The 6,679-nt window shown below is 44.6% G+C and carries 4 protein-coding genes; all 4 read right to left on the bottom strand.

The genetic code is table 11. The features are described 5' to 3' along the window. Positions 1 to 1,398, bottom strand: a 1,398-nt coding sequence (gene dauA, locus CXF78_RS06970; RefSeq protein ID WP_102036364.1) for a C4-dicarboxylic acid transporter DauA, incomplete at its 3' end; no start/stop codon positions are given. Positions 1,399 to 1,685: 287 nt separating this feature from the next. Next, a complete protein-coding gene (locus tag CXF78_RS06975; protein ID WP_102036365.1) occupies positions 1,686 to 2,942 on the bottom strand; it encodes a sensor histidine kinase in 1,257 nt (418 codons plus the stop codon). Between the two features lie 65 nt (positions 2,943 to 3,007). Further along, positions 3,008 to 3,700: a response regulator transcription factor gene (locus CXF78_RS06980; RefSeq protein ID WP_219622054.1), complete on the bottom strand. Its 693-nt coding sequence runs from the start codon at positions 3,698 to 3,700 to the stop codon at positions 3,008 to 3,010. A 20-nt stretch (positions 3,701 to 3,720) separates the two neighbouring features. After that, positions 3,721 to 6,679 (bottom strand): efflux RND transporter permease subunit (locus CXF78_RS06985; protein WP_102036366.1); only part of this gene is annotated, 2,959 nt, incomplete at its 5' end.

Consider the following 6,679-nt stretch of genomic DNA (forward strand, 5'->3'; position numbering starts at 1 on the left):
TAACTCAACATGAATGTGCTTTTTCTGCTCGCTAATGTCTTGCACCTTGGTCATGTCGGCCACTTGTTTCATGAATAATAACGACGCCAAAATGATCCCAGCACTGATCGCTATCACCATGTCAAAAAATATGGTCAGTAACAAGCACACCATCAACACCAGTATTTCACTGGCAGGGGCTTTTTTAACAAGATGGACAATCTTAGGCGCTTCACTCATGTTCCAAGCCACCATAATAAGCAGCGCCGACATGCCCGCCATGGGGATATAAGCTAAAACAGTGCTGAGCGATAATAAAGACACTAACACCACCAGCGCATGGATCATGGCCGCGATTGGGCTTACCGCCCCCGACTTATAGTTAGCCGCCGAACGAGCGATGGCAGCAGTCGCGGTAATACCGCCAAAAAATGGCGCGATAATATTACCGATACCTTGACCAAGTAATTCGCTATTAGCGCTGTGCTTTTTACCTGACATGCCGTCTAGCACCACTGCGCACAGTAACGATTCAATGGCACCTAACATGGCGATAGCAAAGGCGGCAGACAATAGGTCACTGGCTAATTGCCAAGTGAGTACCAATGGCACTTCACCCGTTTGCGCGCGAAGCCAAGGCCATTCAAAATCGGGCAACATAGAGGGAATACCTGCACCGATAGAGCCATCGGCTAGGGTGAAACTGAACGTAGATCCAATCGTGGCAACATCGAAACCTTGGAGGTTCAACATCAACGCCACAATACTTGCGGCCACCACAGCAGGCAGATGCGCTGGCACAGCCAACTTGAGTTTTGGCCACAAAATAAACACCACTAATGTGCTTAATCCCACCAGTAATGTCGGCCCCGAAAAACTAGGAATTTCTTGAACTAAGGTAGCTACTTTACCGACAAAACTTTCTGGCATCTCGGTAATAGTTAGACCAAAAAAATCCTTAACTTGCAGCACTGCAATCACCACGGCAATACCACCCGTAAACCCTAACGTGACTGATTCGGGAATATATTGGATATAACGCCCTAAGCGAAACAACGCCATGATAATCAACATTAGTCCGGATAACATGCTGGCCAGCAATAAACCTGACAGACCATATTGATGCACGATGGGATAGAGGATCACCACAAAAGCGGCGGTAGGGCCAGACACACTGTAACGCGAGCCACCGGTGAGCGGAATAATAAACCCACCAATAATGGCAGTATATAACCCGTATTGCGGCGCGACCCCAATGGCAATTGCAAGCGCCATTGCTAATGGAATAGCAATAATGCCAACGGTTAAGCCGGCTAATAAATCTTTAGTGAATGCATTGGCATTGTAGGGAGCGTCTTTTAAAGACTCTCGGAGTGCATGCCCGATACGAAGAGAAAATAAATGTGTGCGGTATTTCATTGCGGCGATCCCATAACCTAGTACGGCGTCAAGATACCCCTCATTATAGGCCGATTACCTTACAGTACAATCGAATTAAGTTAACACCTGATGATAATATAATTATCATCACATTATAATATAAAATTTATCTAAATAGAGGTAATAAGATCCACTGGCTCTGATGACTCGCGCAAAAAAGCCACCGATTATTGCGGTGGCTTCGGTGGTGTTTATTAAGAATGCACACAACAGTTGGCTGCCTAATCTTAGTCGCTAATCAAAGGCCAATCTTAACGGCTTAAACGTTAACGGCTAAAATCAATAGACACTTTGCGGCCGCGATTAGTATCTATATTTTGATAATCCCAGTCGTATTGCGAAATAAGTCTGGTCGTTAACTCAAGCCCTAAGCCAAAGCCTAACTCTTCAAAGCTATTAGCATAAGACTTACACTGATTAGCGATGCTTACCGATGTGGCTGACTGGCGAATAGTCACACTACCTTCAACAGTGTGCTGTAAAGCGTTGCGGATGAGGTTGGTAATAATTATCCGGCATAGCGTGTCAGGGAGTTGGTGAGCAGAGTCATCGGTTTCGATGCTGATTTCAATATTTTTGCCGTGGATTAAATACCTTAAATCTTGCACTAGCTGGCGAATAAGCTGACCTAAATTAACTTCTTTTAACGGCAAACTTTTACCTTCACGGCGTGTTAACCACAATAAGGTTTCGGTGAGATCGGTCATGGTGAGCCCAGCACGTTCGATGCGGTTAACGACTTGAGCTTGTTTTTCAGCGCTAGCGCCTTTGCTTATCAGCTTTTGCAGTAATTCAGTGTTCGTACGGATTACCGCTATTGGGGTGCGTAATTCATGGCTGGCATAACCTAAGAATTGTTGCTCGCGATCTAAGCTTTCCTGCACAGTACCTAAACTGGTTTTAACAATATTGGCTAATGTGTTTAGCTCGCTGTAATGAAAATCTGGCGCAGGGTCTGCTAGTTGTTTGCTATCTAACTCTTTGGCCCAATTTTTTAGGCGCTCAATCGGCAAAGTCACTTTGCGCATCATTAACAGCAATATCAGCGTAAACATCACAATACTAAAAATGGCGGTAGCAAGAATCACCAGAAAAAAGGGTTTATCTTTGGGCGGAGGAATATTGCCCATTTTTTTATCTAAAATGCTCGAGACATAACGGATCTGGTCACCTTTAAGCACTTTGATGACAAAAAAGCCTTTTTCTGGTGGTTTTAACGGTGAACCGCCAATAATATTTTTGTGTAACACATTAAACTCGCTGGGCTCCAGCTTAATGTGTAGTTGAATATCTTTTGGTAAATCCTGCCAACGACTGGCGACAGTAAACAATTGTGATTTGCTAGGGTGCCCGTCGGTTACAACTTGCTCTTGTCCATGCGCATACATCGTCGCCAGCATGACTTTGTCCATGCCAGAGATATAATAATGCACGCTCAATGCGGATAAAATTAAAATGGTGCTAATGCCAGTAAATAACATTACCAGCAGCACAAAAATTCGCAGACTCGGTCTTAATTTCATGACGTAGGGGTATTCCTATTGCTTATTGCTGTCGTAATTTAAATCAATACATTATGTAGTCAGCGCTATGATGAAAGCTCTGCGTCTTTAATGGCAAAGCCATGGCCACTAATCGTGTGCAGTAACTTTACGTCATGCTCAGCATCAAGCTGTTTTCGCAAATTAAAAATATGTACTTTTAAGCTGTTACTGTCAGGTTGATCATCGCCCCACACACTTTGCATGAGCTTTTCACGCGACACCGGATTAGGGCTTGTTCGCATTAGCACCTCTAAAATCTTAAACGCGGTCGGCGATAACTTTACTAACTCATTGGCGCGATACGCCTGCTTTTGTTGTAAATCTAAGGTTAAGTCACCGACAGATAAGCGCATAACTTGGCCACTGCGCCGACGCGCTAACACTCGCGTCCGCACAATGAGTTCTTCCATGGCAAAGGGTTTCACCAAATAATCATCTGCCCCTTTAGCAAAGCCAGTTAGCTTATCGTCTAACGTGTCTTGGGCTGTCAGCATTAACACTGGCACATCCATACCTTGCATGCGCAACGACTCGCACACTTGCAACCCATTCATTTTGGGTAAGTTTAAATCTAAAATCACCACATCGTATTGATTCTGCAAACTTAAATTAAGCCCAACTTGCCCATTGGCGGCATGGTCACAAAGAATATCTTCTAGCTCTAAATACTCGATCACCGCCGTAGCTAAGTCGAGGTCATCTTCAACCAGTAACAATTGCAGTTTGTCGGTGTTCATGCTGCTCATTCCTTGGTTGATCACGACGTTGCCACGTCACGATTTGGGCGCAGTTTGGTCATCAGGTTATGTATAAAAGCCTTAGACTCGCATTGAATTAACAGCAAAGATGGCGTCAAAATCAAGGTGATAAAGGTAGCAAATAAAATACCATACCCTAGCGCCGCTGCGGCAGGAATTAAAAACTGCGCTTGTAATGAGGTTTCACCTAATAATGGCGCTAAGCCCGCAAAGGTGGTCACCGAGGTAAGCAATACCGCTCGAAGTCTTCCGGTGCATGACTCAACAATTGCATCGTGTACCGACATGCCTTCTTCGTTAATTAATTCATTATAACGCGACACCAGTAACAAGCTGTCGTTTACCACCACGCCACTTAAGGCCAAAATACCGTTTAACGACAAAATACTAATGGTTAAGTCATTCAACCAATGGCCTAAAATTGCGCCCACAATACCAAACGGAATCGCAGTCATGATTATCACTGGCTGTATATACGACTTTAACGGAATGGCTAACAAGGCATAAATGGCAATCAGCGCCAGCACAAACATCGATTCTATCGAGCTTGTGGTTTCGGCTTGCTGTTCAGCTTCGCCGGCAAAATTGAAACTCACACCTGGGTACTGTACTTCTAACTGCGATACCAATGTTTGTTTAAGCTGGCTAACCAACTCATTTGACGCAATTTTATCTTTGTCTAATACCGCACTGATGTATACCGCCCGCTGGCTGTCGATACGGGTAATATTCGACGGTTGATAATCATTAAAAATCTGGGCTACGTGACTCAACGGCACAATAGTCCCGTCGCTGGTTCTCACATTGGCAAGCTGAATATCTTCAAAGGTTTGACGATCTTCATCAGGGTAACGAACGCGCACTTTCACTTCGTCTTTACCACGCTGAAAACGTTGTACCACTCCGCCGCCAAATGACTGCAATATCTGACTCGACAAGGTGTCGGTATCAAATCCTAATGCGCGCCCTTGCGCTGTTAATTCAAAGCGATATTGTGGGTCGCCTGCATCTAGGTTGTGGTCAATGCCACTCACACCGTCCATCACTTCTATTGCGGCTTTTAGTGCTTGGCCAGCAGCGAATACAGACTCAGTATCTCTGGCTTTAATCTCTACTTTAAAGTTATCGAGCATTTCTTTTTTCGATAACACTTTAAGCTTTTTAATGCCTTCCATTTGGCCAACAAGTTCAGTCCACTTTTGGGTAAACTCTTTAAGGGTATAAGGGCTGTTGGTTGCCAACTCGACCTGCACTTGGCCAGAGGCACTGCCACTTGCCATTACATGTAAGCTGGTTAAATAGCTATCTTGGTCATTTTCACTGTCTTGTTGTTGAGCCACCAGCTCTGCATCCACTCGTTTAGCAGCGCTTTCTAAGGTCATTAAATTTTTATAGGTTTGGCCAAAACTGGCGTCGTTTTGCATTGAAAAGTCAGCTACGACTGTGTCGCCAGCAATATCAGGGAAAAACGCCACTCGCACGCTACCCGTTAACGGCATTCCGGCAACCAAAATAAACACCGCAATAAACATCAATACCACGGCATAACGAAACCGCAGGGCAAACTCAATAACGGGTTGGTAAATTACGCGGCTAAACCACTTCAAGCCACTGTCCGCGGCATGTTGAATATGGTTAAACCATGACTTTTTGGCACTTTTTTGAGTATTAATATGGGCTAAATGCGACGGTAAAATAAACTTAGATTCAATTAACGACAGCATTAAACAGATGGCAACAACCGTACCAAACTGGGCATAAATTTGTCCTAAACGGCCTTCTACGTTGGCCAAAGCGACAAAGGCAACCACGGTCGTTAACACACCAAATATGGTTGGGGTCGCGACTTTTAAGGTACCTTTGATGGTGTTGTCGATGTTGTCGCCGTATTTTTGCCGAGTGGTATAAACACTCTCACCCACCACCACGGCGTCATCGACCACAATCCCCAGCGCCATAATAAAGCCAAAGGTGGTCATTTCATTTAGGGTTAAACCAGCAAAAGTATTGCTCATAAAAAACAAGGTGCCGAAGAACACAAACGGCAAACCTGCTGCAACCCAAAACGCCACGCGCAAGTTTAAAAACAACGCCAAAATAATAAACACTAATGCGATACCACTGAGGGCATTTTTAACTAGCAAGCTTAAGCGTTCGGTAATCAGGGTGCTTTTGTCATGCCAAGTGGCAATATTTACACCATCGGGCAGCGCATTAGCATTACGCCATTTATCAACGACTTGCTTAGCTTGCTCGACAATATTAACGATATCGCCATTTTCATCCATCACAATTTCAATGGCGCTTGAGTTGGCTTGGTTATAACGCGACAACACAAAGGTGTCGTCGGCATAGCCGTCTTTCACTGTGGCAATATCGCCCAGTGTAATCATCGAGCCCTGGCTAGTGGTGATAACTGGAATTGCCATAAAATCTTGCTGTTGATAAGCTTGTTGAGCCACTTTCAAACGCACGGTTTTATCATCGTTGTATAAGCTGGTCGAAATAGATGCAGATGACTCGGCGTTCACCGCACTGGCGACTGACGCTAACGTCAATCCGTAAGCTTGCAGCTTAGCTTCGTCAACTTCGATAGAAATTATTGGCTCGGCTTTGGCTTTAATTTCCAGATCATGAATGGCATCTTGGCTGAGCAAATCCGCTTTAAGTTGTTCCGCTAACGCTTGTAACGTCGCGCGGTCGGCATCGCCATAAATCTCAATCCATAAGGCATGGTCTTGCATGCGCATTTTATCGATAACAGGGTTTTCAGCTTCGCTAGGAAAGTTATAAATTGCATCAACATTGGTTTTAATGTCAGTGAGCAAGGTGTCTAAGTCATAAGAGCTGGTTTTCTCAATCATCACACTGCTGCCATTGGCATTGGATGTTGAGGTAATCCGCTTTATGCCCGGCACCGTTTCTAAGGCATCTTCGATTTTAATCGCGATGCCTTCT

Source organism: Shewanella sp. 11B5, assembly GCF_002836795.1.
Classification (GTDB): Bacteria; Pseudomonadota; Gammaproteobacteria; order Enterobacterales; family Shewanellaceae; genus Shewanella; species Shewanella frigidimarina.

Excerpts from the sequence above, each read along its gene's own strand:
- CXF78_RS06975 (WP_102036365.1), bottom strand. The coding sequence starts at position 2,942 with ATGAAATTAAGACCGAGTCTGCGAATTTTTGTGCTGCTGGTAATGTTA.
- CXF78_RS06980 (WP_219622054.1), bottom strand. The coding sequence starts at position 3,700 with ATGAACACCGACAAACTGCAATTGTTACTGGTTGAAGATGACCTCGAC.